Annotated in this window: 28 protein-coding genes; 16 read left to right on the top strand and 12 right to left on the bottom strand. The window is 74.8% G+C overall.

The features are described from left to right. Positions 1 to 74 precede the first annotated feature (74 nt). The 4 genes from pepE (at position 75) to ACR9E3_RS05325 (ending at position 5,304) form a co-directional block, all read left to right on the top strand. Positions 75 to 806, top strand: coding sequence for a dipeptidase PepE (gene pepE / locus ACR9E3_RS05340; RefSeq protein WP_460379011.1), 732 nt, complete (start codon positions 75 to 77; stop codon positions 804 to 806). Beyond that, a complete protein-coding gene (locus tag ACR9E3_RS05335; RefSeq protein WP_460379010.1) occupies positions 779 to 1,963 on the top strand; it encodes an amidohydrolase family protein in 1,185 nt (394 codons plus the stop codon). Before pepE ends, ACR9E3_RS05335 begins: the two co-directional genes overlap by 28 nt. An 84-nt stretch (positions 1,964 to 2,047) precedes the next feature. Continuing rightward, on the top strand, positions 2,048 to 4,990 hold the full coding sequence (locus ACR9E3_RS05330; protein ID WP_460379009.1) for an FAD-binding and (Fe-S)-binding domain-containing protein: 2,943 nt from the start codon (positions 2,048 to 2,050) through the stop codon (positions 4,988 to 4,990). Beyond that, the gene (locus ACR9E3_RS05325; protein ID WP_460379008.1) at positions 4,987 to 5,304 is read left to right on the top strand and encodes a DUF5313 family protein; all 318 of its coding nucleotides are present in this window, start codon (positions 4,987 to 4,989) and stop codon (positions 5,302 to 5,304) included. The genes ACR9E3_RS05330 and ACR9E3_RS05325 overlap by 4 nt, the downstream gene beginning before the upstream one ends. Here the strand turns inward: ACR9E3_RS05325 and ACR9E3_RS05320 are convergent. Further along, the gene (locus ACR9E3_RS05320; RefSeq protein ID WP_460379007.1) at positions 5,268 to 6,083 is read right to left on the bottom strand and encodes a class I SAM-dependent methyltransferase; all 816 of its coding nucleotides are present in this window, start codon (positions 6,081 to 6,083) and stop codon (positions 5,268 to 5,270) included. The two genes, ACR9E3_RS05325 and ACR9E3_RS05320, sit on opposite strands and share 37 nt — an antisense overlap. A gap of 39 nt (positions 6,084 to 6,122) precedes the next feature. Continuing rightward, positions 6,123 to 6,764 carry a TetR family transcriptional regulator gene (locus tag ACR9E3_RS05315; protein WP_460379006.1) on the bottom strand — a complete coding sequence of 214 codons (642 nt, stop codon included), beginning with the start codon at positions 6,762 to 6,764 and terminating at the stop codon, positions 6,123 to 6,125. Positions 6,765 to 6,845: 81 nt separating this feature from the next. On the opposite strand from ACR9E3_RS05315, the gene ACR9E3_RS05310 reads away from it, so the two are divergent. Next, positions 6,846 to 8,273 (top strand): FAD-dependent monooxygenase, encoded by a 1,428-nt coding sequence (locus ACR9E3_RS05310; protein WP_460379005.1) that lies wholly within the window; start codon positions 6,846 to 6,848, stop codon positions 8,271 to 8,273. Here ACR9E3_RS05310 and ACR9E3_RS05305 read toward each other — a convergent pair. The 4 genes from ACR9E3_RS05305 to ACR9E3_RS05290 all read right to left on the bottom strand — a co-directional run bounded on the left by ACR9E3_RS05305 (position 8,252) and on the right by ACR9E3_RS05290 (position 13,463). Continuing rightward, positions 8,252 to 9,709 (bottom strand): alpha/beta hydrolase, encoded by a 1,458-nt coding sequence (locus tag ACR9E3_RS05305; RefSeq protein ID WP_460379004.1) that lies wholly within the window; start codon positions 9,707 to 9,709, stop codon positions 8,252 to 8,254. The genes ACR9E3_RS05310 and ACR9E3_RS05305 overlap by 22 nt on opposite strands. Before the next feature lie 20 nt (positions 9,710 to 9,729). After that, positions 9,730 to 11,253, bottom strand: a complete 1,524-nt coding sequence (locus ACR9E3_RS05300) for an ArnT family glycosyltransferase (protein ID WP_460379003.1) — start codon at positions 11,251 to 11,253, stop codon at positions 9,730 to 9,732. A gap of 87 nt (positions 11,254 to 11,340) precedes the next feature. Then, entirely contained in the window at positions 11,341 to 12,831 is a 1,491-nt protein-coding gene (locus ACR9E3_RS05295) for a glycosyltransferase family 39 protein (RefSeq protein ID WP_460379002.1), read from the bottom strand. Then, positions 12,828 to 13,463, bottom strand: coding sequence for a TetR/AcrR family transcriptional regulator (locus ACR9E3_RS05290; RefSeq protein ID WP_460379001.1), 636 nt, complete (start codon positions 13,461 to 13,463; stop codon positions 12,828 to 12,830). The genes ACR9E3_RS05295 and ACR9E3_RS05290 overlap by 4 nt, the downstream gene beginning before the upstream one ends. A gap of 72 nt (positions 13,464 to 13,535) precedes the next feature. Between ACR9E3_RS05290 and ACR9E3_RS05285 the strand changes: the two genes are divergently transcribed. From ACR9E3_RS05285 to ACR9E3_RS05275, 3 genes are all read left to right on the top strand, one after another. Further along, positions 13,536 to 14,282, top strand: coding sequence for a BglII/BstYI family type II restriction endonuclease (locus ACR9E3_RS05285; RefSeq protein ID WP_460379000.1), 747 nt, complete (start codon positions 13,536 to 13,538; stop codon positions 14,280 to 14,282). A gap of 89 nt (positions 14,283 to 14,371) precedes the next feature. Next, complete coding sequence (locus ACR9E3_RS05280) at positions 14,372 to 15,067, top strand: MT-A70 family methyltransferase (RefSeq protein WP_460378999.1); 696 nt, start codon at positions 14,372 to 14,374, stop codon at positions 15,065 to 15,067. Between the two features lie 150 nt (positions 15,068 to 15,217). Continuing rightward, entirely contained in the window at positions 15,218 to 15,460 is a 243-nt protein-coding gene (locus ACR9E3_RS05275) for a helix-turn-helix domain-containing protein (RefSeq protein ID WP_460378998.1), read from the top strand. A gap of 11 nt (positions 15,461 to 15,471) precedes the next feature. Here the strand turns inward: ACR9E3_RS05275 and ACR9E3_RS05270 are convergent, their stop codons facing one another. Continuing rightward, the gene (locus ACR9E3_RS05270) at positions 15,472 to 16,020 is read right to left on the bottom strand and encodes an ester cyclase (protein WP_460378997.1); all 549 of its coding nucleotides are present in this window, start codon (positions 16,018 to 16,020) and stop codon (positions 15,472 to 15,474) included. An 83-nt stretch (positions 16,021 to 16,103) separates the two neighbouring features. On the opposite strand from ACR9E3_RS05270, the gene ACR9E3_RS05265 reads away from it, so the two are divergent. Next, the gene (locus ACR9E3_RS05265) at positions 16,104 to 16,742 is read left to right on the top strand and encodes a hypothetical protein (RefSeq protein ID WP_460378996.1); all 639 of its coding nucleotides are present in this window, start codon (positions 16,104 to 16,106) and stop codon (positions 16,740 to 16,742) included. Between the two features lie 57 nt (positions 16,743 to 16,799). Here ACR9E3_RS05265 and map read toward each other — a convergent pair whose 3' ends face one another. Both map and ACR9E3_RS05255 read right to left on the bottom strand, forming a co-directional pair. Continuing rightward, entirely contained in the window at positions 16,800 to 17,585 is a 786-nt protein-coding gene (gene map, locus ACR9E3_RS05260; protein ID WP_460378995.1) for a type I methionyl aminopeptidase, read from the bottom strand. Positions 17,586 to 17,634: 49 nt separating this feature from the next. Then, positions 17,635 to 19,152: a flavin-containing monooxygenase gene (locus ACR9E3_RS05255; protein ID WP_460378994.1), complete on the bottom strand. Its 1,518-nt coding sequence runs from the start codon at positions 19,150 to 19,152 to the stop codon at positions 17,635 to 17,637. A gap of 55 nt (positions 19,153 to 19,207) precedes the next feature. Between ACR9E3_RS05255 and ACR9E3_RS05250 the strand changes: the two genes are divergently transcribed. Both ACR9E3_RS05250 and ACR9E3_RS05245 read left to right on the top strand, forming a co-directional pair. After that, positions 19,208 to 20,035, top strand: coding sequence for an AraC family transcriptional regulator (locus ACR9E3_RS05250; protein ID WP_460378993.1), 828 nt, complete (start codon positions 19,208 to 19,210; stop codon positions 20,033 to 20,035). 10 nt (positions 20,036 to 20,045) lie between these two features. Continuing rightward, entirely contained in the window at positions 20,046 to 20,426 is a 381-nt protein-coding gene (locus ACR9E3_RS05245; protein WP_460378992.1) for a VOC family protein, read from the top strand. A 49-nt stretch (positions 20,427 to 20,475) separates the two neighbouring features. Here the strand turns inward: ACR9E3_RS05245 and ACR9E3_RS05240 are convergent, their stop codons facing one another. Further along, the gene (locus ACR9E3_RS05240) at positions 20,476 to 20,853 is read right to left on the bottom strand and encodes a cupin domain-containing protein (protein WP_460378991.1); all 378 of its coding nucleotides are present in this window, start codon (positions 20,851 to 20,853) and stop codon (positions 20,476 to 20,478) included. Positions 20,854 to 20,918: 65 nt separating this feature from the next. On the opposite strand from ACR9E3_RS05240, the gene ACR9E3_RS05235 reads away from it, so the two are divergent. The 3 genes from ACR9E3_RS05235 to ACR9E3_RS05225 all read left to right on the top strand — a co-directional run bounded on the left by ACR9E3_RS05235 (position 20,919) and on the right by ACR9E3_RS05225 (position 22,489). Beyond that, positions 20,919 to 21,383, top strand: coding sequence for a MarR family winged helix-turn-helix transcriptional regulator (locus tag ACR9E3_RS05235; protein WP_460378990.1), 465 nt, complete (start codon positions 20,919 to 20,921; stop codon positions 21,381 to 21,383). Between the two features lie 13 nt (positions 21,384 to 21,396). After that, a complete protein-coding gene (locus ACR9E3_RS05230) occupies positions 21,397 to 21,990 on the top strand; it encodes a DinB family protein (protein ID WP_460378989.1) in 594 nt (197 codons plus the stop codon). A 91-nt stretch (positions 21,991 to 22,081) separates the two neighbouring features. Beyond that, entirely contained in the window at positions 22,082 to 22,489 is a 408-nt protein-coding gene (locus ACR9E3_RS05225) for a VOC family protein (protein WP_460378988.1), read from the top strand. A gap of 9 nt (positions 22,490 to 22,498) precedes the next feature. Here ACR9E3_RS05225 and ACR9E3_RS05220 read toward each other — a convergent pair whose 3' ends face one another. Together ACR9E3_RS05220 and ACR9E3_RS05215 are read right to left on the bottom strand one after the other, a co-directional pair. Beyond that, positions 22,499 to 22,903, bottom strand: a complete 405-nt coding sequence (locus ACR9E3_RS05220; protein WP_460378987.1) for an amphi-Trp domain-containing protein — start codon at positions 22,901 to 22,903, stop codon at positions 22,499 to 22,501. Between the two features lie 86 nt (positions 22,904 to 22,989). Then, positions 22,990 to 23,838, bottom strand: a complete 849-nt coding sequence (locus ACR9E3_RS05215) for an alpha/beta fold hydrolase (protein WP_460378986.1) — start codon at positions 23,836 to 23,838, stop codon at positions 22,990 to 22,992. 25 nt (positions 23,839 to 23,863) lie between these two features. Here ACR9E3_RS05215 and ACR9E3_RS05210 point away from each other — a divergent pair, with 25 nt between their 5' ends. Both ACR9E3_RS05210 and ACR9E3_RS05205 read left to right on the top strand, forming a co-directional pair. Next, positions 23,864 to 24,433, top strand: coding sequence for a TetR/AcrR family transcriptional regulator (locus ACR9E3_RS05210; protein WP_460378985.1), 570 nt, complete (start codon positions 23,864 to 23,866; stop codon positions 24,431 to 24,433). Beyond that, positions 24,430 to 24,936 (top strand): putative immunity protein, encoded by a 507-nt coding sequence (locus ACR9E3_RS05205; RefSeq protein ID WP_460378984.1) that lies wholly within the window; start codon positions 24,430 to 24,432, stop codon positions 24,934 to 24,936. Before ACR9E3_RS05210 ends, ACR9E3_RS05205 begins: the two co-directional genes overlap by 4 nt. Positions 24,937 to 24,940: the final 4 nt, after the last annotated feature.

Raw genomic sequence — 24,940 nt, 5'->3', positions numbered from 1 at the left:
CAACGTCAGCGTGGTCCCCACGCTGACACCACCCCGTGCGTCGCCCCCGTGCAGAGACGGCGAGGATCGCGGGCGTGGTCGCCGACGCGCTGCTGTTCTCCAACTCCCGCCCGCCCGGGGCCGCGGTGCCGTTCGCGCACGCCGCCGAGCCGCTGCGTCGCCACCTGGGCGGGCGCACGATGTGGTTCGCGGCCTGGGCGGGCGACGACCTCGACGCCTACACCGGGTTCGTCGCCGAGGCCCTGGAGAACGTCCTGGGGCCGCTCGACGTCCGTGGCCTGCACCGCGAGCCCGACCCGGCCGCGACGATCCGCGATGCCGACCCCGACCGCGAGACGGTGTTCGTCGGCGGCGGCAACACGTTCCGCCTGCGACGGCGCACCGGGGACAACGGTGTGCTCGCAGCCCTCCGCGAACGGACCGACCTGAGATACGCCGGCGCGAGCGCGGGCTCCAACCTGGCCTGCCCGACGATCATGACGACGAACGACATGCCGATCGTCGACCCCGGTGGGTTCGACGCCGTCGGCCGCATCCCCGTGCAGATCAACCCGCACTACCTCGACCCCGACCCGCACTCCACCCACCGGGGCGAGACCCGCGAGCAGCGCATCGAGGAGTTCCACCAGGAGAACGCGGTCGCGGTCGTCGGGCTCCGCGAGGGCGCCTGGCTCCACGCGACGGACGGCGGCGACACCCTCACCCTCGACGGCTACACCGCCCGGCTCTTCCGCCGCGGCCACGAGCCGAGCGAGCTCGCGGCGGGTACCGACCTCACGTGGCTTCTCGCGACACCTACCTCCTGACCGACGTCCGCACCCGGCACCACGACGGGCTCGTCGACGTCGCGGTCGACGACGGCCGGATCACGGCGGTCGGCGCCGGGCTCGCGCGGCGGGAGCCGGTCCTCGACGGCGGCGGCAGGGTGGTCCTGCCCGGCCTCGTCGAGCCCCACCTGCACCTCGACAAGGCGATGCTCGATCCCGGTCCCGACCCGGACGCCGGCCTCGACGCCGCCGTGGCGCGCACCGCCGAGCGGAAGGAGCGGTTCACCCCGGACGACGTCCGCGCCCGCGCCACCGACGTCCTGCGCCGGGCCCACGCCCACGGCACCACGCGCGTGCGCACCCCCGTCGACGTCGACCCGACCGTCGGCCTCACGAGCCTCGACGTCCTCCTCGAACTCCGTGAGGAGTGGGCGGGGCGCGTCGAACTCCAGGTCGTTCCGTTCCCCCAGGAGGGGATCGCGAGCAGGCCCGGCACCCGCGACCTGCTCGTCGAGGCCCTGCGGCGCGGCGCCGACGTGCTCGGGGCGTGCAGCTACGCCGAGGACGACGTCGACGCCTGCCGCGACCACGTCCGAGACGTCCTCGATCTCGCGCAGCACCACGGGGTCCCGGTCGACGTGCACGCCGACTTCGCCGCCGGACCGGACGACCCGCGTCACGACCTGGCCCAGGAGATCGCGGCGATGACGTCCGCCGCGGGCATGACGGGCCACGTCGTCCTCGGCCACGTGACGACGCTCGCCGGCCTCGACCCGGAACGTCGCCGGCGCACCGCGGACGCGCTCGCCGACGCGGGGGTCGGCGTCGTCGTGCTCCCGCCCACCGACCTCTACCTCGTCGGCGCCTCGGCCCCGGTGCGCGAGCTGCGCGACGCCGGGGTCCGCGTCGCGTACTCGTCGAACAACGTCCGCAACGCCTTCACCCCGTTCGGCACCGTCGACCTCCTCGACGCCGCCCTGCTGCTCGGCCACATGCAGGGCGTCGATCTCGACACCCTGCTCGACATGGGCACGGTCGACGCCGCCGCCCTGCTCGGTGACGATCACCACGACGTCACCCCCGGCGCCCGCGCGGACCTCGTCCTCCTCGACGCCACCGACGCGACGACCGGCCTGCTCGACCGGGCAGCCCGCACACCCGTTGCCGGGCTGCCAACGGGGAGTTCGGGCGCATAGAAGCAGCGAACAGCCCGTTCGCTGCAACCGAGACACGCCGACCCCGGGCAGCGAACGCCCGCGCACCGGCGCAAACTGGCCCCGATGACCACGATGCGCCGCTCGTCCGCCGAGTCCCTGCTCGCCGAGGATCTGCGTTCCGTCGTGCGCGGGCGGGTGCGGTTCGACACCGCGAGCAAGGCCATGTGGTCCGCCGACGCGTCGAACTACCGTCACGTGCCGCTGGGCGTCGTGCAGCCGGTCGACCTCGACGACGTCGAGGCCACCGTCGACGTCGCGCGCCGCCACGGCGTCCCGGTGCTCCCCCGCGGCGCCAGCACGAGCATCGGCGGGCAGGCGGTCAACGAGGCCGTCATCGTCGACTTCTCCCGCCACCTCACGCGCGTGCTCGACATCGACCCCGACGCGCGCACGGCGCGGGTGCAGCCGGGAGTGGTCCTCGACGACCTGCGCGACGCCGCCCGCCCGTACGGGCTGACGTTCGGGCCGGACCCGTCGACCCACAATCGCTGCACGCTCGGCGGGATGATCGCCAACAACGCGTGCGGGTCGCACTCGGTGGCGTGGGGCAAGACCGTCGACAACGTCCGCGAGCTCGAGGTCCTGCTCGCCGACGGCACGCGGATGGCCGTCGGCCGGACGCCCGATCTCACGGCAGCGATGGCCCGGCCCGGCCGCGAGGGCGCCGTGTACCGCGAGCTCGCCGCCCTGCGCGACCGCCACGAGACGACCATCCGCGGCGAGCTCCTCGGCCACGGCATGACCCGGCGGGTCAGCGGCTACAACCTCGACCAGCTCCTCGACGAGCACTCGTTCGACCTCGCCCGTGCCCTGGTCGGCACCGAGGGCACGTGCGCGACGGTCCTCGAGGCCACCGTCGACCTCGTCGAGTCCCCGCCGGCCCGCGCCCTGTGCGTGCTCGGTTTCCCCGACGCGTACACCGCGGCCGACCACGTCATGCCGATCCGCGAGCACGCGCCGCTGACGATCGAGGGCGTCGACGTCGGCGTCATCGGCGCGCTGCGCGCGCGCCGGCCCGACGACCGCACCCACGAGCAGCTGCCCGAGGGCAAGGGCTGGCTCTACGTCGAGACCGGCGGCGCAGACCGCGCCGAGGCCGAGGCGAAGGCGCGGGCCATCGGCACGGAGATGGCGACCTACGGCGCGAGCGTGAAGGTGGTCTCGGACCCGGCCGCGATGCGCGGGCTGTGGAAGGTCCGCGAGGACGGCTCGGGGATCGTCACCCGCTCCCCCGACGGCGGCGAGGCCTGGCCGGGGTGGGAGGACGCCGCGGTGCCGCCCGCGCAGATGGGGGCCTACCTGCGCGAGTTCGACGCGCTGCTGCGCCGCCACGGCCGGCAGGGCGCCTACTACGGGCACTTCGGCGACGGCTGCCTGCACGTGCGCATCGACTTCGACCTGCTCACCCGCCCCGGCCTGGCGAACTTCCGCGCGTTCCTGACCGACGCCGCCGACCTGGTCGCCGCGCACGGCGGGTCGGTCTCCGGCGAGCACGGTGACGGCCAGGCCCGCGCCGAGCTGCTGGCGCGGACGTACTCCGCGGAACTGCTCGGGGCCTTCAAGGACTTCCGCACGGCCTGGGACCCCGACGGGCGCATGAACCCCGGCCGCGTCGTCGAGCCCGCGAAGATGGACGAGGACCTCAAGGTCTTCGTCGGCGTCCCCACGATCGGCCCGCGCACCGAGCTGGCCTACACCGACGACCGCGGCAGCTTCACCCGCGCCAGCCGACGCTGCATCGGCGTCGCGAAGTGCATCACCGACAGCGGGGGCTACATGTGCCCCAGCTACCGGGTCACGGGCGAGGAGATGCACTCGACGCGCGGCCGCGCCCGGATGCTCTTCGAGATGGCCTCGGGCAAGCTCGTGCCGGACGGCTGGCGCTCGACCGAGGTCCGCGACGCCCTCGACCTGTGCCTGAGCTGCAAGGCCTGCCAGCGCGACTGCCCGGTCGGCGTGGACATGGCCACCTACAAGGCCGAGTTCCTCGCCCAGCACTACGCGGGCCGCGCCCACCAGCGTCCCCGCAGCCACTGGTCCATGGGCCACCTGCCGCGCTGGCTGCGCCTCGCCGGGTCGGTCCCCGGCCTGCCGCGCGTCGCCAACGCGCTGGCCCGCAGGCCCGCGCTCGCGAGCCTGGCCAAGCGCGTCGGCGGCATCGCCCCGCAGCGCGACATCCCGGCGCTGGCCCCGCGCCCGCTGCGCCGCGTCGTCGGCTCGCACCCGCCGCGCCCGGACGGCGCGGAGCCCCGGCTGCTGCTGTGGCCCGACACGTTCACCGCGGCGTTCGACCCCGACCTCGCCCTCGACGCGATCGCGGTGCTCGAGCACCTCGGCTACCGCGTCGAGCTGCCGACGGGGCAGGTGTGCTGCGGGCTGACCTGGCACACCACCGGGCAGCTCGACACCGCCCGCTCGGTCGTGCGCCGCAGCCTCGACGTGGTCAAGCCCTGGCTCGACGACGGCGTGGCGGTCGTCGGGCTCGAGCCGTCGTGCACCGCGGCGCTGCGCCAGGACGTCGTCGAGCTGCTGGGGCCCGACGACGAGGACGCCGTGCGGCTGAAGGCCTCGACGCGCACCCTCGCCGAGGTCCTGGCGCAGCACACCGACGAGCTGCGCGCCCAGGTCACCACGCACACGAAGGCGATCGCCCAGATCCACTGCCACCAGTACGCCGCGATGGGCTTCGACGCCGACCGCGCCGTGCTCGACGCGCTCGGCGTGGTCACCGAGGTCCTCGACGCCGGCTGCTGCGGGCTCGCGGGCAACTTCGGGTTCGAGGACGGGCACTACGAGGTCTCGACCGCCTGCGCCGAGCGCGCGCTGCTGCCGGCCGTGCGCGCGGCCGACGCCGACACCGCGGTGCTCGCGGACGGCTTCTCGTGCCGCACCCAGATCCGCCAGCTCGCCGGCACGGGGCACGAGCCGGTGCACCTCGCGCACGTCGCGGCGACGGCGCTGGGCCTGCGGTCCCGCGAGCGGGCATCGGCGCCGGCGGTCACGTGACCCGTCCCGGCGTGCTGCGCTGGATCGGCTACGCCTTCGGGGCACGGTTGCCGACGGGGTTCGCGCCGTGGGTGCTCCACGACCTGACCTGCCGGACGTGGTTCCTGCGCCACCTCGCCCGCACCGCGGTGCAGTCGACGCCCGCGGCCCTGCTCGCCCTGCTGCCGGGACCGGGGTGGCTGCGGCTCGCGCTGCCGCTGTTCGTGCTGTTCGCGTCGCTGTTCATGGCCGCGCTCTTCTCGCCGATGGTCCGCGAGAAGCGGCTCTACCAGCACGGCTACCTCCCGGAGGTCGTGCTCGGCGACGACCCGTAGGGCTTGCGGGCCCAGACCGCGGTCATCATCCAGCACTGGACCCAGCGGCCGGGGTCGTCGAGCAGGGCGGTCGCGGCATCGAAGGTCGTGGCGTCGAGATGCCCGCTCGCGAGGACACGGTCGCGCACCTCGGCGAAGAAGAGCTGGAAGTAGCGAGCACCTCGGTCGCCGCCGCGGATGTCCTGCACGTCGGTCTCGGCCTGCGCCCGGCCGAGACCGAGGGCGTCGACCATCCCCGGCAGCCGCCGGCCGATGAACCAGTCGACGCCGCTGTCGCGACCCCAGGCGAGGATCCCCCGCCAGGTGGCGGCCCAGACCTCGGGTTCCGTGGTCGGCGCGAGGTGGAAGTCCGGCTCCTGGACCAGCAGCCAGCCTCCGGGCCGCACCGCGCCCGCCATCTGCGCCAGCACCGCGGGCGCCTGATCGGCGACCTGGTGCAGCATCGCCCGGCACGACACGATGTCGAACGCCTCAGTCGGGAGCGTGCTGGTCCGCAGGTCCGCCTGCCGCACCGTGAGGTTCGCCGCCGGGACGAGGTCCAGCACCGCAGTGTTGATGTCGATCGAGGTGACGCTGCCCGACGGTCCGACGACGTCGCAGAGCCACTCGGTGACGCTGCCGTTGCCCCCGCCCAGTTCCAGGCAGTGCCACCCCTCCCCGACGCCGAGCGACCGGACGTACCGGCGCGTCCACGGGTCGAGGATCTTCGACATGAGGTCCAGGCGCTGGTACTCGACCGTCGCCGCGTCGTCGAGGATGTAGGGCCGCAGCTGCGTCATCGTCGTGCCTCCGGGTGTGCTCTGTGACCGGGCCCACTATCAGGCGACGATCGGTGCCCCCGCCAGGGGGACGCCGTCGGCCAGCGTGCCGAGCACGTGCACGAACGTCTCGATGTAGGGCCGCGCGGGGTCGCGGTGGACCAGCGCCTGCGCGGCCAGGCGCGCCCCGCTGACGACACCGGCGAAGACCACGACCTCCTCGTCGGCGGCGGAGCGCCCGACCGCCTCCGCGACCAGCGCGGCCACGTGGTCGACGCCGAAGGTGTTGCGCTCGCGCAGCACCGCCCCGATCTCCGGGATCGAGCGCGCGAGGTCCATACGTACCTCCTCGAGGGCCCGCTTCTCGTCGGAGAGGGACGCGAACGCCGTGTGCATGCTGCGGCGCAGGGCCTCCAGGAGCGGGGTGCCCGCCGGGATCGCGCGGAAGGCGGCCTCGTAGAGCGGATCGACGTCGTCGAGGAGGACGACGTCCTCCTTGGTCGGGAAGTAGCGGAAGAACGTGCTGCGCGAGACCTCGGCCGCCGCGGCGATCTCGTCCACGGTCGTGGCCGCGAAGCCCCGGTCGCGGAACAGCCGCAGGGCGTGGCGCTGCAGCTCGGCGCGAGTTCGCTGCTTCTTGCGCTCGCGCAGGCCGGGAGACGGAGCGGAGCGGAGCTCGACCATGGAGCCCGGATCGGTCACGTCGGACATCCTGACACGCACACTCAACTGGCACCTAGTATCACTTGAGACTCAGTACCAGACGAGCGTAGCCTCCTCGCCGTGGACACCGAGGTGATCGTGGTGGGGGCGGGACCGACCGGGCTGACCGCGGCCCTCGAGCTGGCGCGCCGGGGGATCGGGGTGCGCCTGCTCGACGCGGCGCCCACTCCGTTCGTCGGGTCGCGGGGCAAGGGGCTGCAGCCGCGGTCGCAGGAGCTGCTCGACGTCGTCGGCGGCGTGACCGACCGGTTGGTCGCGCTCGGGCGCACCGACCTGCGCGTGCGACGCCACGAGCCGGACGGCACGGTCCGCGACGAGCCGGGGCGCGACAGCACGCCCACCCCCGACACGCCCTGGCCGACGACGCTGCTGATCCCCCAGTGGCGCGTGGAGCAGGTCCTGCGCGAGCGGCTCGCCGACGTCGGGGTCGCCCCGGAGCAGGGTGTCCGGGTCGACGACCTGGCGAGCGACGACGAGGGCGTCACCGTCGCCACGTCGGTCGGGACGCTGCGCGCCCGCTACCTGCTCGGCGCCGACGGCGGCGGCAGCACCGTACGGCGGGCGCTCGGCGTGCCGTTCCTCGGCGAGACCCGTGAGGAGATCCGGATGGTCGTGGCCGACGTCGAGCTCGAGGGGCTCGACCGCGACCACTGGCACCAGTGGGGCGCGCCCGACCCGGTGCCCTACTCCTGGGTGGCGCTCTGCCCGCTGCCCGCGTCGCCGACGTGGCAGCTCCAGGCCGGCCCGCTCGACGACCGCGAGCCCGACGACGCGGTGCTCGCCGAGATCGTCGCCGCCCGGGGCCCACGGGTCCGCCTGCGACGGGTCGCGTGGCGTTCGGTGTGGCGGCTCAACGTGCGGATGGTGTCCGACTACCGCCGCGGCGACGTGTTCCTGGCCGGCGACGCCGCCCACGTGCACTCCCCGGCGGGCGCCCAGGGGATGAACACCGGCATCGGCGACGCGATGAACCTCGGCTGGAAACTCGCCGCCGTGCTCCGCGGCGCCGACGACGCCCTGCTCGACACCTACACCGCCGAGCGTCTGCCGATCGCCGCGGGCGTGCTCGGCATCTCGACCGAGCTCTCCGGCGGCGCGATGTGGTCGCGGACCGCCACGCAGGTGCGGACCACGTCGCAGCTCGACCTCTCGTACCGGGACGGTCCCCTGGGGGACGCAGGGGACACCGCGGAGGGCGCGGGACCACGGTCCGGCGACCGCGCCCCCGACGCCCCGGTCGGGGACAGCACGCTCTTCCTCCGCCGTCGTGAGCGCGACTGGACGGTGCTGACGACGGACGGGGCGGAGCTCCCCGGCACCACGACCGTGACCGCCGGCGCCGACGCCGCCGCCACTTATGCCCTCGCTCCCGGCGAGGTCGTCGCGATCCGCCCCGACGGCTACGTGGGCCGCCGTGGCACCGCCGACGAGGTCCGCGCGTGGCTCGCGCCGATGCTCCCGAGGGTTCAGACGCCCGCCGGGCACTGATCGGGCATCGCGGTCGCCGGGTCCAGCAGGTAGGCGGTGTACGCGTCGGCGGCGCAGCGGCTGGGCGCGTCGAGGGTGGTGTGCCCGATCGCGTCGACCACGAGCACGTGCCCGGCGGAGAGCTGGGACGCCGCGGCGCGGGCGTCGACCAGCGGGGTGGTCGGGTCGTAGCGGGAGTTGACGAGCAGGGCCGGCGCGGGCAGGGCCGCGTTCCACGGGCCGAGGTAGCGGTCGGGGTCGATCGCGGGCCAGTCCACGCACATCGCGTGGTTCAGCGCCGTCGACGCCCCGACGATGGGGTGCGCGGCCTGCTCGGCGACGACCGCGGCGTCCATGTCGGCCGCCGACGGCGTGACGCTGTCGGTGCACTGGATCGCCAGGTAGGACGGCGAGTGCTCGGGCGCCCACGGCACCTCGGGCAGCGGGACGTGCCCGCCCGACGGCGGCGCCGACGGGGCCCGCGCGGCGAGCGTGCGCATCAGGCCGGGCAGGCGGCCCTCGGTCTGCAGCGCCCGGTCGATGCGGGCGACCAGCTCGGCCGACGACGGCCCGGCGGCCGCGACGACGTCGGTGGCCCGGGCCCGCGCGTCGGGGCCCAGCGGGCAGGTCGGGGTCGCCGCGCACCGGTCCAGCGCGACACCGAACGCCTCCTCCCACGCCGCGCTGACCCCGGCGCGGACGTCGACGGGCACCCGCTCGGTGCCCGGCGCCCCGGTGGCGTTGGCGACGAGGTCGAGGCTGCCGTCGAGGACCATCGCGCGCGTGCGGCCGGGGAAGAGGTTCGCGTAGGTGGCGGCCGAGTACGTGCCGTAGGAGTAGCCGTAGAGGCTCAGCGTCTCCTCGCCGAGGCCCTGGCGCAGCAGGTCGAGGTCCCGGGCGGCGTTCGCCGTCGACAGGTGCCGCAGGCGCTCCCCGGTGCCCGCCAGGCACGCCCGCCCGGGCTCGGCGGCCGAGGCCCAGAACGCCGGCGTGCGCGCCGGCCCGACGGGAGCGGGCACGCGGTCGCCGCCGAAAGGGGCGCACGCGACCGGCGCCGAGGACCCGGTGCCCCGCGGGTCGACCGCGACGATGTCGAACCGCGCCCGCAGCCCGTCGAAGCGCCCCGCGAGACGCCGCAGGCTCGACGTCGCCGGCGTGCCCGGGCCGCCGTAGTTGACCACCAGGGTCCCGATCCGCGCCGCGGGGTCGGCTGCCGGGAGCCGGATCGCGGCCAGGTCGATCGTCTCGCCTGCCGGCTGCCGGTAGTCCAGCGGGACCGTGACCGTGGCGCACTGGAACGCGCCGCCGCACGCCTCCCAGGCCGGCGCCGGGGCCTGCGCGCCGTTGGTGCCCAGCGGCGGTGCCCCCGGCGCCCCGGTGGCGGGACGGGACGGCGTGCCCGAGCACGACACCACGGCCAGCAGGACGGCCGCCGCGAGCAGCACCCGGGATCTCACCGGAACATCATGGGGCGGAGTCAGTCCATGTGGACGACCGTCCCCCACGACGCGGACCACGGCGCGCGCAGGGTGCACAGGGCGAGGGGGACGTCGCCGTTCACGACGGCGTTGGCCGCCGGGTCGCGGTGGCGCGGCAACGGCGTGATCGTGCGGCAGAGCTCGTCGGCGCCGCGCACGTCACCGACGAGGATCGCGGCGGTGGCCGTGTCCGGTGGCCGTCCGAAGAAGGCGAACCCGCGGTGGCCGCTGTACACCGGCGGGAGGCCGGCGGCCGGGCCGTACTCCTCGAGGCCCGCGGCGTACCAGTACGAGAACGCGAGCACGGTGGTGTGCGCCTGCTGCTCGGGCGGCAGCGACCGGTACGCCGCGGCCGTGTCGGCGGCGAGGCTCGTCCAGCCGACCTGGCCCGAGGCGAGGAAGTCCCCCCGCTCGACCCGCCACGACACCGGGCCGAGCGGCAGGGCGATCACGGCCACCACCAGCGCGGAGGCCACGAACGCCGGCACCGAGACCGACCAGGACCACCACCGCGCGGGCCGGCGGTCCTGGAGCGCGACGGCGCCCGCGGCGACGAGCACGGCGGCGAGGCCCATGACGTAGTAGGGACGGCCGCCGGCGGCGAGCATCGCCGCGATCGTCACGACGGCCCCGACGCCGACCGCGCGCCAGGGCCGCAGGGCGTCCGAGCGCAGCAGGGCCCACAGCCCGACCGCCGCGAGCACCATCCCGGGGATCAGCCCGACGTCCCAGGCGGCGAACGGCAGGAAGCTCCAGCGGTTGCCGGTCAGGCCGCCTTCGCCGGCCACGACCCCGCCCATCTCCAGCTGCGGCCAGCCGTGCGCCGCCTGCCACAGCAGCGTCGGCACGGTCGACGCCGCGGCCAGGACCAGGGCCACCCACAGCGCCGGACGCGCGAGCAGCCGGCGCGGTCCGGCCACGAGCACCCCGACGGCCAGCCCGGCGACGAGCACGGGGACGAGGAACTTGACCGCCAGCGCGACCGCGAGCACCGGCGCGGCGGCGAGGAGGAGCGCGTCGTGCCGCGTCCGCAGCCAGCGCACGACGAGCCACAGCAGCAGCGCCCACAGGAACGGGTCGAGCGTCGACGTCGCCAGGAGGTGGCCGGTCGCCAGGAGGAACGGCGAGATCGCGACCGCCGTGCCGGCGAGGAGCTGGGCGCGGCGCCGGCCGCCCATCTCGGCGGCGAGCAGGGCCCCGACCACGACGTGCGCGGCACTCGTGATCGTGGCGGGCAGGCGCAGGACGACGAGGTCGCCCGGCGCGAGCCCGTCGAGCGCCGCCGCGAGCCACGGCACCAGTGGCGGCTGGTCGGCGTAGCCCCACGCGAGGTGCCGGCCGGCGGCGAGGAAGTAGAGCTCGTCGCCGAACGTCCCGTACCAGGCCGAGGTGATCCCGTGGACGAGCGCGACCCCTCCGGCGAGCAGGAGCACCGCGCGCCACGCAGTGCGGGGCCGCGCCGGGGCGGAGGTGCCGGGGGCCGCGGGTGCCGCGACCACCGGCTGCGGCGCCGTCGCGGTCACCGGGGGCACTCCCCGTGCGCAGCACCACGACCCATTCGGGCGACCCTAGGGGAGGCCGCCGCGGGCTCCGGGGGCGCCTCGCGCGGGTTACGCCATCGAGCGCAGCCCCGGCCACAGTGTGGCCCACGGCGCGCGCGGCGTGCAGAGCGCGAGCGGCACCGTGTTCAGCACCGGCGTCGGCTCGGGGGCGAGGTAGGGCGGCAACGGCGTGTACGTCGCGCACGCCGCTCGCCCCGCGCCGGGCTCGCCGACGACCAGCGCGGGCGCCGAGCCCGGCGGGACGCCGAGGTCGTGGTAGCCGCGGTGGGGGCTGTAGACCGGGGGCAGCCCGCCGGTCTCGCGGTGGTACGCGAGCGCCGACGCGGTCCAGTAGGAGCTCGCGATCACGACGGTCCGCGCGCGCACGTCGGGCGGCAGGGCGTCGTAGCGCTCCCCCACCCCGGCGGCGAGGTCGGGCCACCCGATCTCGCCCATCGTCGTGAAGTCGGTCTGTGCCTTCGCCGACGCCGGGCCGATCGGCAGCACGAGCACGGCGGTGACCACCCCGCAGACGACGAGCGCGACGGGCCCCGTCGTCCAGCGCCCCCACCGTCGGGCCGGGCGCCGCTCGAGCGCCACGGCACCGGCGGCGAAGAGCAGCGCGTAGAGCCCCGCGACGTAGTAGGGGCGCCCGCCGGCGACCAGGAACGCCGCGGTGGTCACCAGCACCGCCACCCCGAGCCCCCGCCACGGCCGCAGCTCCGGGCGCCGGAGCAGCGCGACCAGCCCGACGACCACGAGCACCACCCCCGGCAGGACGCCGGCGAACAGCACGGCCATCGGGACGAACTGCCAGCGGTTGCCGAAGAGCTCCGCCTCGCCGGTGACCACGCCGCCCATCTGCAGCTGCGGCCAGCCGTGCGTCGCCTGCCACACGAGCGTGGGCACCGTGGCGAGCGCCGCGATCGCGAGCCCGAGCCACAGCATCGGGCGGGTGAGCAGACGGCGGGGTCCGGCGACGAGCACCCCGACCCCCACCCCGAGCACGAGACCGAGCACGAGGAACTTCGTGTTCAGGGCGACGGCGAGCACCACCCCGGCGACGACGAGGAGCCGGTCGTCACCCCGGCGGATCCACCGCACCAGCAGCCAGAGCAGCAGCGCCCACCAGAACGGGTCGAGCGTGGACGTCGCGAGCAGCCGCCCGCTCGCGAGCAGGAACCAGCTCGCCGCGACCGCGCCGGCCGCGGTGACCTGCGCCCGGTGGCGCCCGTCGAGCTCCCGGGCGATGAGCGCGGCGAGGACGGCGATGCCCGCGATGGCGAGCACCGCGGGCAGGCGCAGCACGACCGTCGAGCCCGGTGCGAGGGCGTCGAGACCCGCCGCGAGCAGCGGGAGCACGGGCGGCTGGTCGGCGTAGCCCCACTGCAGGTGGCGCCCGGCCTCGATGAAGTAGAGCTCGTCGCCGAAGTGCCCGTAGAACGGCGAGCACGCGAGGAGCAGGACGGTGAGGGCCCCGGCGAGGCCGAGCACGGGTCCGCGGGCGAAGGGCGGGGCCGCGGCGTCGGTGGTCGCGGGGGCCGGGTGGAGCAGGGTCATGACGACTCCCGTCGGGTGGCCGCGTCGAAGAGGGCGACGAGCTCCTCGGCGTAGGCCTCGAGGTCGATCTCGGGATGGCGAACGCGGCGCGGGGCGATGACGTCGATGGCGCCCCGGACGGTGTGCGCCATGACGAGCGGGTCGAAGTCGCGGAACGAGCCGTCCTGCTGCCCGTCGCGGAAGAGCGCGACGAGGAAGTCCGCGATGACCTCGTCGTCCCCCGGCGCGAAGAGCCGGCCCCCGCCCTCGGGGCTGTAGCCGGAGACGATCTCGATGACCGCGCGGAGGGCCTCCGGGTTCGCCGCGATGTAGGCGACGTTGCTGCGCAGGTAGGCGGCGAGCCGGTCCCGCGGCGTCGTCGCGGCCGTGATGGCCGGCGACATCGCCGCCGCCCCGGCCTCGTAGACCGCGAGGACGACCTGCTTCATCAGGTCGTCCTTGCCGGCGAAGTGGTATGAGACGACGCCCTTGCTCACGCCCGCCTGCTTCGCGATGCGGGCCAGCGACGCCTGCCCGATCCCCTCGTCGGCGATCACCGCGGCGGCCGCTCCGATGATCTGCGTCCGGCGGGCGCGCTCGATGAAGGACAGCTCCTTGGCCGGCTGGCCCGTCGGACTGTTTTCTGGCCGCACGGTCAGAAATTAGCACGCGCGGTCAAGAGGTCGCGGTCGGCGTGCGTGACCGTGGTGCGAGACTGTCCGGCGATGGAGCTCACCCAGGGGTGGTCGACGGTGCTGCCGTCGGGGGTCGCGGAGCGCTACGAGCTCCGGGAGACGCGCAACGCCGCCGCGGTGCTGGCGGCGACGAGCCCCGACGAGTTCGGCGAAATCTGCGCGGTGCTCGCCGACTTCGTGCTCACCACGGCCGACCTCGTCGAGGCCGGGGGCAACGAGTCCCGGCTCGCCGCCCGCCTCAACGCGGCGTTCCGGGCCCGCGGGTGGCGCGAGGGACGGGTCGACACCGTCGTGACCTCCCGCCTGCAGGTGCAGCCCTGGGCCCCGGCCGGCGAGCACGGCGTGACCGTGCGCGAGAGCGAGGTCGTCAACGAGGGCTACAAGGTCGACAACGTGAAGGGACGGGTGGCGCTCGACGTCGAGTGGAACGCCAAGGACGGCAACCTCGACCGCGACGTCGGGGCCTACCGCGCGCTCTACGACGCCGGGCTGATCGACGGCGCGGTCCTGCTGACCCGCACCCACGACGACCTGCGCGAGCTCGCCCGCGAGCTGACGCGCGCGGCCGGCGGCAGCGACGACGAGGTCCGCAGCCGGCTGTCGACCTCGACGACGACCCACCTCGGCAAGCTCGCGTCGCGCATGACCCGCGGCGACGCCGGCGGCTGCCCCCTGTTGGCGGTGGCGATCTCCCGACGCTGCTGGGCCCCCGCGCCCGGCGAACCCGACCGGCCGGCCGCACCGGCACCGCTGATGCTGACCGACGAGGTGCTGTGACCGGCGCGGGGGAGACGGAGGAGCCCGGGCTGTCGGACCCCGGCGCTAGCGTCCCGCCCGCCCCGACCACGGCGAGGAGGCCCGAAGCGATGACCCTGGCGGCGGACGCCGGCACCGACGGACACGCAGCACCCGACGGGACGCGGGCGCGGCGCGCGGAACCCCTGCGCGTGGACGCGACGCCCCTGGAGGACGTGGCGCTGCCCCGCACGGCGGGCGGGTGGTCCTGCGTCTACGCCGACCCGCCGTGGCGCTTCACCAACCGCACCGGCAAGGTCGCGCCCGAGCACCGGCGGCTCGACCGCTACGACACGATGACGGCCGACGAGATCGCCCGCCTCCCGGTGGCCGACGTGGTGTCCGCCAACGCCCACCTCTACCTCTGGGTGCCGAACGCCCTGCTCCCCGAGGGGCTGGCCGTCATGCAGGGCTGGGGTTTCCGCTACGTCAGCAACCTGGTCTGGGCCAAGCGCCGCAAGGACGGCGGCCCGGACGGCCGCGGCGTCGGGTTCTACTTCCGCAACGTCACCGAGCTGATCCTCTTCGGCGTGCGGGGCTCGCTGCGCACGCTCGAGCCGGGTCGCCGGCAGGTGAACATGATCGAGACGCGCAAGCGGGAGCACTCCCGCAAGCCCGAGGAGGCGTACGACCTGATCGAGGCGTGCTCCCCCGGGCCGTACCTCGAGATGTTCGCCCGCTACGCCCGGCCCGGGTGGACGAGCTGGGGCGCCGAGTCCGCCGCCGACGTTGCTCCGCGCGGGCGCCAATACCCCGCTTACAGGTAGTACAGGAGCGCACAATTCTGTCACGGTGCGTCAGTTCGCTGGCCCGACAGACGGACCATGATCTCGTTCGCAGTACGCGTCCGACCGCTTGACTCAGCGGTAATCAACGATAGTGGCGGCATTCGGCCACGCGCTGTGATACTTCCGCGTATGGCGAAGACACCGGAGCTGGCGCGCAACCAGCGGGTGACGGGGGCGGAGCGCACCAAGCTGGGCAACGAGCTGCTCAAGCGGTACCAGAAGGGCGCCAGCATCCGTGAGATCTGCGCCGATACGGGCTACAGCATCGGGCGCGTGCGACGGCTGCTGGTCGACGCGGGCGTGGAGTTCCGCGGCCGCGGCGGCACGCAGGGACGGACCCGCAAGGACGGCAAGGAGGCCAAGAGCAGCTAGCCCCGGTCGGCTCAGCGCCCTCGCCGGCGGCGCGCCAGCACGTTGAAGGCGCTCTTGAGGCCGACGTCGAGGCGTGACCCGTCGGCGGGCAGCAGCCCGACCTGCCGGGCGAACTGCATCTGGTCGAAGATCACGAAGTTGCTGACCACCCGGCCGTCGGCGACCACGACGTGGTCCATCCCGTCGAGGTCGACGCGCGCGCCGGTCGGGGCGATGCCCTCCCACTCGCCGCCGGTGTGGTGACCGGAGAGCCGCCACCGCAGGAACACCTCGCCGCCGTCCTCGGCGGGGTTCTCCGCCAGGCCCTCGATCGTCATCGCGAGGTCGGGCACCGCGGCGAACACGCCTTCCCACCACGCGACGAGATCGTCGGCCCCGCGCACGGTCCGGTTCGGGAAGCGCTCGCGGGTGTCCGCCGTGAACACCTGGCGCAGCGCGGCGGCGTCGTGGGCGTTGATCACGTCGATCGTCCACCGCACGAGCGCGCCCGGCGACGCATCGGCCGGCGGGGTCGGCCGCGGCGGGTCCGGAGCGGGGGTACGGGTCGGGTCGGCGGTCACGTCGCCGGAGCGTAGACGGCGTCCGTCTCGGGCACCTTCTCGCTCATGACTCCCCAGTACACCGTCCGGGAGGACGGCCACCGATGAGCTCCCAGATCGCCGCGCAGTGGGTGTCGGCGGTCGGCAGTGCCGGCTCGCTGCTCGGCTTCGCCGCCTACGTCTGGATCATGCTGCTCAACCGCAAGGACCAGGTCGAGGTCCGGCAGGAGCAGCAGGCCCAAGGGGTGACGGCGTGGCTCGACGAGGGCGGGAGCCACGACCGCGACGAGGACTACGTCCTGTGCGTCCACAACGGGGGCGACTCCCCCGTCTTCCAGGTCCGCTGCCTGTTCAGCCTGCCCTCGAGCGACGAGCAGCACAGCATCTCGATGGCCCTGCTGCCCCCGCAGAGCGACCAGATCCACTCGCTGCCGTTCGGCGCGGACGAGGTCAGCCGCGACGAGCTGTACTCGGCGCCCGCGGTTCCGGAGATGCGGTTCACCGACTCCCACGGCAGCCACTGGGGCCGCGACGGCAACGGCCTGCTGCACCGCCTCGACCGGCGCAGCGCGCGGCGCAAGCCGCAGTCCGACGGCGGTCAGGACGGCGCCCGCGACGATTCCGAGTGGGAGCAGGCGCACCGCGAGCGCGCCGACGCCCCGCGCGACGGGGCGTCCCAGGGGTCCTCGCAGCAGGACGACCAGGACGCCCGGCAGCAGGACCGCGCCTCCAGCCAGGCCTGAGGAGCAGAACGGCGTGCCCGGGCACGCGGACGTGCCCACGAGCGCCGGAGGCGCACCTCAGGCGAGGGTGAGCACCCGCGGGCCGTCGTCGGTGATCGCGATCGTGTGCTCGGCGTGGGCGGCCCGGCTGCCGTCGGCGGTGCGCAGGGTCCAGCCGTCGTCGTCGTGGACGTAGTCGTCCCCGCCGCCGGCGTGCAGCATCGGCTCGATCGCGATCACCAGGCCGGGGCGGAGCCGCAGCCCGCGCCCGGCGCGGCCCTCGTTGGGCACGTGGGGCGCCATGTGCATGGCGCGCCCGATGCCGTGACCCCCGTGGTCGGCGAGCATCCCGTAGCCGGGCTCGCGGGCCACGGCGCTGATCGCGGCACCGATGTCCCCGAGCTTCCCGCCCGGCACCGCCGCCGCGATCCCCGCGTGCAGCGCGCGCTCGGTGGTCGCGATCAGGTCGAGGTCCGCCGGATCGGGGGCGTCGCCCACGACCGCGCTGAACGCCGCGTCGCCGCACCAGCCGTCGAGGAACGCGCCGCAGTCGATGCTCAGCAGATCGCCGTCGGCGAGCCGGTACGGGCCCGGGATGGCGTGGACGACGGCGTCGTTGACGCTCGCGCAGATGACGCCGGGGAACGGCGACGGCGCGAAGTGCGGGTGGTAGTCGAGGAAGGCCGGCACGGCGCCGTGGTCGGCCATGACGCCGTGCGCGACGTCGTCGAGCTCCTTCAGCGACGTCCCCGCCACCGCGGCCGCGCGCACCGCGTCGAGGCAGCGAGCGACGACGCGACCCGCCTCGCGCATGGCGTCCACCTCGCCGGGGGACTTGAGCTCGATCTCGGCGCGCCGGAGCATCCCTCGACCCTAGACACCGGCCGGTCCACCAGCCGAAATGACACGGTTGTCATTCGTCCCCACTGTGCACAGAACCTGTGGACAACTCGTGGGGCACGAAGTCGTAGTCGGTCGGGTCGAGGTGGGCCACCGCGCGGACGTACTCCTCCATGTAGCGCGGCCAGTTGGCGACGATCCGGCCGGACGCGTCGCGGTACCAGGAGTCGCAGCGGGTCCAGGCCGTGCCCTCGAACTCGGCCTGGATGCGGGCGTCGAACGCCTGCTCGACGTCGCGACGCACCTCCAGCGCGGCCGCCCGGCGGCGGGCGGTCTCCTCGAGCGCCTGGCGCACGTACGCGACCTGGGCCTCGAGGAAGACGATGATCGAGCCGCCGGAGGTGTTGGTGTTCGGGCCGTAGAGCACGAACAGCGACGGGAAGCCGGGCACGGTCATCCCCAGGTGCGCGTGCGCCCCGTCGCCCCACTCCTGCTGCAGCGTCCGGCCGTCCCGGCCGACGACGTCCATGGGGAACATGAACTCGGTCGTGCGGAACCCGGTGCCCCAGATGAGCACGTCGGCGGGGTGGTGGCGCCCGTCGGAGGTCCGCACGCCGTCCGGGACGATCTCGGTGACCCGCTCGGTCACGAGCGCGACGTTCTCGCGCTCCAGCGCGGGCAGGTAGTGCGAGCTGAACAGGATCCGCTTGCAGCCGAACGTGTAGTCCGGCCAGGCCTTGCGGCGCACCTCGGGATCGCGCAGCTGGCGGCGCATGAACAGCGTCGAGTAGATCCGGCCGAGGCGCCCGGCCGTCCGCGGGTGGCGGATCATGATCGTGAGCATCTCGAGGTAGCCCTTGAGGAAGAACCGCCGCGCCCGGATCACCGCCGGGAACCGCGCGAACAACGCGTGCAGCCAGCGCGGGTAGAACCGGTTCTTGCGCGGGAAGAACCAGTTGCCGCTGCGCTGGAAGACGGTCATGTGCCCGACCTCGGGCGCGATGGCCGGCACGAACTGCACCGCGCTCGCGCCCGTCCCGACCACCGCGACGCGCTTGCCGTGCAGGTCGACGTCGTGGTCCCACCGCGCGGAGTGCATCGCCGGGCCCGCGAAGTCGTCCGCGCCGGGGATCGGCGGGATGGCCGGGGTGTTGAGCTGCCCGGTGGCCAGCACGACGGCGTCGGCCCGCCAGGAGCGTCCGTCCTCGGCCTCGACGGTCCACGTCATCGTCGCCTCGTCGAGCCGTGCCGCCGACACCCGCACCGAGGGCACGAACACCTCGCCGAGCCCGTACTCCTTCGCGACGCCCTGGAGGTACTCCAGGATCTCCGACTGCGGCGAGCACAGCCGCGACCAGTCGCTGCGCTGGGCGAACGAGAACGAGTAGAGGTGGCTCGGGACGTCGCAGGCCGCGCCGGGATAGCTGTTGTAGTACCAGGTGCCGCCGATCTCGGGGGCGCTGTCGAGGATCACGACATCGGTGATCCCGTGGCTGCGGAGCTCGATGGCCGCGGCGATCCCGCCGAAGCCCGCGCCCACGACCACGACCCGCGTCCCCACGGCCGTCCCTGTCCCGTTCCGCTCCGTCACGGGCCGGACGGTAGCTGTTCCGCCGCCTTTTTGGCAGGCTGCCAACGTGGCTCACGTGCCCCGACCCCCTCCGCCGGGACTGGCGGACGTGGTGACGGGGATGGCGGGCTACGACGAGCACGCCGGCGCCGGACCCGTCGTCCGTCGCGAGACCCCGACCGGCGGCTGCACGCTGATCCTCGCCTGGGGTGACCCGCTGCGCGTCGAGGGCCCGGCCGGCCCGCTCTGGCAGCGCGCGTTCCTCGCCGGGCTCGACGACGGCTGGGCCCGCACGGCGTTCACGGGTCAGCAGCGCGGCGTCCAGGTGGACCTCACGCCGCTCGGGGCCGCGCGCCTGCTCGGCCGCGACGGGGTCGAGCTCGCCCGTCACGCCCCGCCGCTCGACGAGATCGGGATCGCCGTGCTGGCGGCCCTGCCGGACCGCCTCGCCGAGACCGCGACCTGGGACGCGCGGTTCGCCCACGTCGCGGCGACGCTCCGGGGCCTCCTGGCCGACACCCGCTTCGACCCCGACCCGGAGGTCGCGCACGTCTGGTCGCGGCTGCACGCGGCCCGCGGTCGCGTGCCCGTCGGCCACCTCGCGGCGGAGACCGGCTGGAGCCGCCGCCACCTCCTGACCCGGTTCCACCGCCAGGTCGGCCTCGCCCCGACCGTCACCGGCCGCGTGCTGCGCTTCCGCCACGCGACACAGCTCCTGGCGCCCGGCACCGGTCCGGCCCGCGTGCCCACCGACCGGCGCATCACCGACGTCGCCGCGGCCGCGGGGTACGCCGACCACTCCCACCTGGTACGCGAGTTCCGCGACCTCGCCGGCTGCACGCCCGGCGAGTTCCTGCGCGAGTGGTTCCCCGACGTCCAAGACGCCGGTGCGCCCGGGTCCTAGCGTTCCCGCCATGAGCGTCTTCCCGACCCTGCGCTACCACGACCCCGACGAGGCCATCGCCCTGCTGCGCGACGCGTTCGGCTTCACCGTCGCCGCCGCCCACCGCGACGACGCCGGCACCGTGCAGCACGCCGAGCTCGTCCACGACGGCGGGGCGGTGCTCCTCGGCCCCCGCCGCGAGGGCGACCGGTTCGCCACGGGCCGGGCGGTGATCTACACGGTGGTCGACGACGTCGACGCCCACCACGACCGTGCCGTCGCCGCCGGCGCGAAGGTGATCATGGGCCTCACCGACCAGGACTACGGCTCGCGCGAGTACGCCGCGGTCGACGCCGAGGACAACGTCTGGAGCTTCGGGACGTACCGGCCGGTGCAGCTTCGCCGCACGTGAGCAGTTCGGCGTGCCAGGGCACGCCGAACTGCTCACGAGGCGAAGCCACCTACGCGATCCAGGGCGGCACGACCGGCTCGCGGCCCGGGCCCGAGGCGACGTCGTCGCCGACGCCGGTCACGACGGCCTCGAGGCCCAGGGTGCTGTCGGCGTGGACGCGGCGGGGCTCCCCGCCGGGCAGCACGAGTGTGTCGCCGGGCGTGAGGTCGTGCCGCTCGCCCGCGACCTCGACCGACGCCCCGCCCGCGACGACGCTCCAGACCTGCTCGCCCGCCATCGTGTGGTCGGGCCCCACGGCTCCGGGCGCCATCTCGACCCGCCACAGCGCCTGGCGTGACGCTCCCTGGGTCGGCGAGGCGAACGTCGTCATGGTCGCGTTCGGGGTGGTCGTACGCCGGGCGTCGCCCCGCCGGATCACGGTGCTCACGAGGTCCTCCTAGACTCGTCAATGTGGTTGACGAAAACGTAAACCGGGTTGACCGTCGTGTCCAGATGTCCGGCGGCGAGCTGGTCTTCCGGCTGCTCGCCGCCTTCCGCGACCTCGTCGACGCGATGCACGCCGAGCTCGCGCGGCGCGGTCATCCCGACGTGCGCCCCGCCCACGGCTTCGCGCTCCAGGCGATCGCGCCGGGCCCGGTCACGGGGTCCGAGCTCGCCGGTCGCCTCGGCGTCACGAAGCAGGCGGCCGGCAAGACGGCCGACCTGCTCGTCGGGCACGGCTACGTCGAGCGCACCGGCGACCCCGGCGACGCCCGCCGGCGCCTGCTGGTGCTCACCCCGCGCGGACGCGAGGTCCTGGCGATCTCCGCGGAGGTCCTCGAGCGCCGGCGGGTGGAGTGGGTGGCCCGTGTCGGCCCCGAGGGCTTCGCGGCCCTCGCCGACGGCCTCCGGGCGCTCCCCGTCGACGCGGGCGGGCCCCTGGCGGCGGCGGCGTGGTTCGTCCCGTCCTCCGGCTGACACGCTGCCGGTCGTGGACGACGAGAGCGCGAAGCACCACCTCCACCGGGCGCTGCGCCAGGCCCGCGAGGCCCTGCTCTGGAAGCTGGACGGGCTCGGCGAGTACGACGCCCGACGCCCCCTGACGCCCACCGGCACCAACCTGCTCGGGCTGGTCAAGCACCTCGCGTTCGTCGAGGCCGCGTACTTCGGCACCACGTTCGACCGTCCCGTGCCCGACGCGCCGCGCTGGGCCGACCTCGGCGACGACGAGACGGCCGACATGTGGGCGCGGGCCGACGAGTCCCGCGAGGAGCTCGTCGGCCGGTACCGGCACGTCGCCGAGCACGCCGACGCGACGATCGCGGCGCTGCCGCTCGACGCGCCGGGCCACGTGGTGCACTGGTCGGCCGAGCGGAACCCGGTGACGCTGCACGGGATGCTCGTGCACGTCGTCGCCGAGACCACGCGGCACGCCGGCCACGCCGACATCGTCCGCGAGCTGATCGACGGCGCGGCCGGACTGCGGCCGGACAACGACAACCTGCCGCCCGGTGAGGCGGACGCCTGGGCCCGCTACCGCGACCAGGTCGACGAGGCCGCCCGCGCCGCGTCCAGACGCCCGTGAGGCGGTTCCGCGGACGTCGGTGACGGCGCTACGTTGCTCGCCCGTCGGGGGACCAGATCCGTTCCACCACCGTCGACCTCCGGAGCACCTCGTGGGCGTCACCCTGAACCCGTACCTGCACTTCGACGGCGAGGCCGCCGACGCCATCGCCTTCTACGCCGACGTCCTCGGCGGCACGACCTCGGTCATGACCTTCGGACAGATGGGGATGGAGGGCCCGGACGCGAACAAGGTCATGCACGGCCAGCTCGAGACCGACCGGGGCATCACCCTCATGGTCTCGGACATGCCGCCCGGGTCGGCCCGGCAGCGCGGCAACGACATCACCGTCTCGCTGTCCGGTGACGACGAGCCGACGCTGCGCGGGTACTACGAGAAGCTGTCCGCGAGCGGCGAGGTCGGCACCCCGCTCGAGAAGCAGATGTGGGGCGACCTCTACGGCGACTGCACCGACCGGTACGGCGTCCGCTGGCTGGTCAACATCGCCGGGTCGGGCTGAGCCGCCCGCTCACCCCTCGCTCGCGACCGGCGCCTTCGCCGGCGCCTTGGTCGCGGGCTTCACCGGGCCCTTGGCGTTGCCCTTGGCCGGGGTCTTCGCCGCGACGGTCTCCGTGACCTTCCCCGCGACGCTCTCCGCGGCCTCCTCGGGAGCGTCCTCGTCCTCGTCCTCCGCGGCCTTCGCCGCCCGGCCCGCCGACCACGACAGCTCGAGCTCCATCTCCACCTCGTCGCCGTCGATCTCGACCTCGATCTCGACGTCGATGTCGTCACCGAGCGGCACGGTGAGCACCGGTCCGGAGAGCGAGAGCTCGGCGGAGCCACCCTCGCGGATCGCGTCGGCCAGGTCGGTCAGCCAGTCGGCGACCTCCTCCCGGGACAGCGTCAGCTCGTGCTCGATCTTCATCTCGGCCATCGCGCCGGTCCTCTCCGCGGGGGCGCCGAGCGGCCGGCGCCGTGTGTGGACCACCCTGCCGCGCCGGGTGTGATCCGGACATTCCGTCAGGCGGCCGAACTCTGCGCACCGCCGAGGAAGTCGAGGACCTCGCGGGTCACCCGGGCGGGGTCGTCCTCCATGACGAAGTGGCCGGCCCCCGGCACGACGACGAGCTCGGCGCCCGGGATGTCGGCGGCGAGGCGCTCGGCCCAGCTCGTCGGCTGCCAGCGGTCCTCCCCGCCCCACAGGAGGCGCACCGGGACCGACACCTCGCCGAGCCGCCCGATGAGCTCCTCGGTGGGGGCGGAGTCGTAGGTGCCGACCTGGTGCTGGACGAACGAGGCGCGCCCGACGGCCGAGCGGTGCGGGGCGAGGAAGGCCTCGAGGACGTCGCCGGTCATCACGGAACCGTCGGCGACGGTCATGGTCAGCTGCCGGGTCAGCATCTCCTCGAACTCCGCCGCGGGCAGCCGGGCGAGCTGGTCCAGCCCGGTGCGCAGGATCGCGCGCCACGTCTCCGACGGCCACGAGTCGTAGCTCACCGAGTCGATGAGCAGGAGCCGACGGACCCGCTCGGGGTGCAGGACGGCCATCCGCTGGCCGACCGCGCCGCCGATGTCGTGGGTGACCAGGCTCGGCCGCTCGATGCCGAGGACGTCGAGCAGCCCGACGAGGAGGTCGGTCTGGGCGACCACCGAGGTGTCGCGGTCGACCGGTCGCTCCGACCGCCCGTACCCCAGCAGGTCGTAGGTGACGACGCGGTGGCCCGCCGCCTCGACGTGCGGCACCACGTCGCGCCACTCGTGGGAGTGCGAGGGCGTCCCGTGCACGAACACGACGGGATCGCCCTCGCCGCGGTCGCGGTAGGCGAGGCGCACGCCGTCGACGAGGACGTGCCGGTCGAGGAGGTCCATGATCGGTAGACTAGTCTACCTAGTCATGCAGCGCCGATCGGCACGCTCCAAGCTCCTGGACGCCGCGGCCGCGCGGTTCTACGCCCGGGGCGTCGCGGCCACGGGCATCGACACCATCACCGCCGACGCGGGCGTGGCGAAGATGAGCCTCTACAACAACTTCGCCTCGAAGGCCGACCTGGTCGCGGCCTACCTCGACCGGCGCCAGCAGGAGTTCCTCGACCTGCGCCGGCGGCGCCTCGAGGCCCTCCCGGCCGACGCCGGTCCCGGCGCCCGGGCCCTCACCGTGGTCGACGCCTACCGCGACCACGCCGCGGGCGTCGACGGCTTCCGGGGCTGCGGGCTGCTCAACGCCGCGGGGGAGCTCGCGAGCGACGACCCGGCCCGCGCGCTCGTCGCGCGGCAGAAGGACGAGGTCGAGACGCTGCTGCGCGAAGCACTGGCTCCCCGGGAGGACGCCGCGCCGCTCGCCGAGCACCTGTCGCTGCTGCTCGAGGGCGCGATGGTCCGCGGCGGGCTCGACGGCGACACGGAACGCCTGGACCGGGCCCGCCACCACGCGGCGGTGCTGCTGGGCGAGGGTGTGCCGTCGTGAGCGGAGAGATCACCGACGCCGATCGGCGCGCCGTCGCGGCCTGGGCCGTCGACGTCGCCGAGCGGGCGCTGCCGCTGTTCACCGCGCGGGTCGCCGACGACGACCGGCCACGGCGGGCGATCGACGGGGCCCGCGCGTTCGCCGACGGCGTCGCGCCGTCCGCGGGGCTGCGCGCATCGGCCCTCGCCGCGCTCGCCGCCGCCCGCGAGGCGGGGGATCCGGTCGCCACGGCGGCCGCGCGGTCGGCGGGGTACGCCGCGGCGACGGCCTTCCTCCACCCCCGACCGGAGCCGCACCAGGTGCGCCACGTCCTCGGACCGGCGGTGCAGCTCGCCCTCGCCGCCGACCTCGCGGGTGGCGACGGGGACGACGAGATCGACCGGGCGCTCGGACGAGCGGCACCGGCCGTCCGGGACGTCGTGCGCCGCCTGCCGGCCGACCCTCCCGGCCGCACCCGCCGCGCGCGGCTGAGCCGGCGGCTCGACGACGGCCTGCGCGGCTGACCCG

The organism is Actinomycetospora sp. C-140 (assembly GCF_054796175.1).
The sequence above is the reverse complement of the archived record's forward strand: the minus strand, read 5'-3'. Positions and strand labels throughout refer to the sequence as shown.

Bases quoted from the DNA above. Each gene is read 5' to 3' on its own strand.
- ACR9E3_RS05275 (WP_460378998.1), top strand. From the start codon at position 15,218: ATGGCGAAGACACCGGAGCTGGCGCGCAACCAGCGGGTGACGGGGGCG.
- ACR9E3_RS05215 (WP_460378986.1), bottom strand. From the start codon at position 23,838: ATGGACCTCCTCGACCGGCACGTCCTCGTCGACGGCGTGCGCCTCGCC.
- ACR9E3_RS05210 (WP_460378985.1), top strand. From the start codon at position 23,864: ATGCAGCGCCGATCGGCACGCTCCAAGCTCCTGGACGCCGCGGCCGCG.
- ACR9E3_RS05280 (WP_460378999.1), top strand. From the start codon at position 14,372: ATGACCCTGGCGGCGGACGCCGGCACCGACGGACACGCAGCACCCGAC.
- ACR9E3_RS05285 (WP_460379000.1), top strand. From the start codon at position 13,536: ATGGAGCTCACCCAGGGGTGGTCGACGGTGCTGCCGTCGGGGGTCGCG.
- ACR9E3_RS05265 (WP_460378996.1), top strand. From the start codon at position 16,104: ATGAGCTCCCAGATCGCCGCGCAGTGGGTGTCGGCGGTCGGCAGTGCC.
- ACR9E3_RS05235 (WP_460378990.1), top strand. From the start codon at position 20,919: ATGTCCGGCGGCGAGCTGGTCTTCCGGCTGCTCGCCGCCTTCCGCGAC.
- ACR9E3_RS05295 (WP_460379002.1), bottom strand. From the start codon at position 12,831: ATGACCCTGCTCCACCCGGCCCCCGCGACCACCGACGCCGCGGCCCCG.
- ACR9E3_RS05320 (WP_460379007.1), bottom strand. From the start codon at position 6,083: ATGACGCAGCTGCGGCCCTACATCCTCGACGACGCGGCGACGGTCGAG.
- ACR9E3_RS05330 (WP_460379009.1), top strand. From the start codon at position 2,048: ATGACCACGATGCGCCGCTCGTCCGCCGAGTCCCTGCTCGCCGAGGAT.
- ACR9E3_RS05220 (WP_460378987.1), bottom strand. From the start codon at position 22,903: ATGGCCGAGATGAAGATCGAGCACGAGCTGACGCTGTCCCGGGAGGAG.
- ACR9E3_RS05245 (WP_460378992.1), top strand. From the start codon at position 20,046: ATGAGCGTCTTCCCGACCCTGCGCTACCACGACCCCGACGAGGCCATC.
- map (WP_460378995.1), bottom strand. From the start codon at position 17,585: ATGCTCCGGCGCGCCGAGATCGAGCTCAAGTCCCCCGGCGAGGTGGAC.